Here is a 1187-nt window from a genome sequence, read left to right on the forward strand (position 1 = left end):
TTGAGATTTTTCCTGTTTCAATGTACTCCATTTTGCCGAAGCTACTTTGGTTTATATAGCACTCCACAGGCTTAAATTCCCATTTAGCCAACGGTACATATATAAGTATCTATTTAACGTTAGATAATCTTATATTCTTTTGCATCTCTAAGATTATATGAAGCATTTGCATCTCTATCAAAACTATAACCACACTTGCAATTATATACTCTATCTGAAAGCTTTAAGTCCTTTTTTACGCTTCCACATTTATTACAAAGTTTAGATGATGGATACCATTTACTCACTTGTCTTATTTCAATATTATTTTGATGTGATTTTGAAATAAGTTTATTTCTTAAGTCATACAATTTTTGCTTTTGTACAGCTTTAGATAAATGCTTATTCTTAATCATATTAGAAATGGCCAAATCTTCTATAGTTATAAAAACTGGCTTGATTTTCACTAGTTCTGAAACTATTTTATTATTATAATCATTTCTAATATTATATAATCTTTGATGGATTTTCTGTACCTTAACTACTTGCTTYTGGATATTTTGTCTAGTAGCTCCCTCCTTATTATTTTTATTTCTTATTTTTAAACTTTCATATTTCCTTGAAAGTTTTCTTTGTTCCCTTTTTAATTTTCTTTCTATTTTTTTAACTTTACTCRTCTTATTTATATTTTTAAATTTTATTCCATTACTGCAAATAGCAGTATCTTTTATCCCTAAATCAATACCTATTCCACAAGAATAAGGTTTATCATTCGGTTTTATATCTTCTTCAACCAATATAGATACATAATATCTATCTGATTTTTGACTAACTGTTCCACTCTTTACAATAGAGTTAKTTGGTATATACCCATATTCTTTTAATCTCATCCACCCAATCGTTGGTATCTTAACTCTATGTCTTTCTATAGTCCAATCAGTTTTATTATTCTTAGGAAAATAAGCTTTAACATCTTTATTCTTCTTTTTCTTGAACTTAGGAAAACTTGTTTCTCCTTTAAAGAATTTTTTAAAAGCTTTTTCTCCATTCATAATAGCTTGTTTTGTAGCTTTAGAAGATACTTCTTTTATCCACTTTTTATCTTGGTTATTAGGGATATACTCATTATTAAGCCATTTTGAAAAATCCATTCCACTTACAAATCTTTTTTCTTTTTGATAAATTTCTTTATTATGAGCAAGATAGAA

Annotated in this window: 1 protein-coding gene; it reads right to left on the reverse strand. The window is 26.8% G+C overall.

From position 1 onward, the window contains the following. Positions 1 to 119: 119 nt before the first annotated feature. Positions 120 to 1187, reverse strand: a 1068-nt coding sequence (locus ACYUE0_RS17675) for an RNA-guided endonuclease InsQ/TnpB family protein (RefSeq protein WP_460271930.1), incomplete at its 5' end; no start/stop codon positions are given.

The sequence above is a fragment of the Clostridium sp. CTA-19 genome (assembly GCF_054767855.1).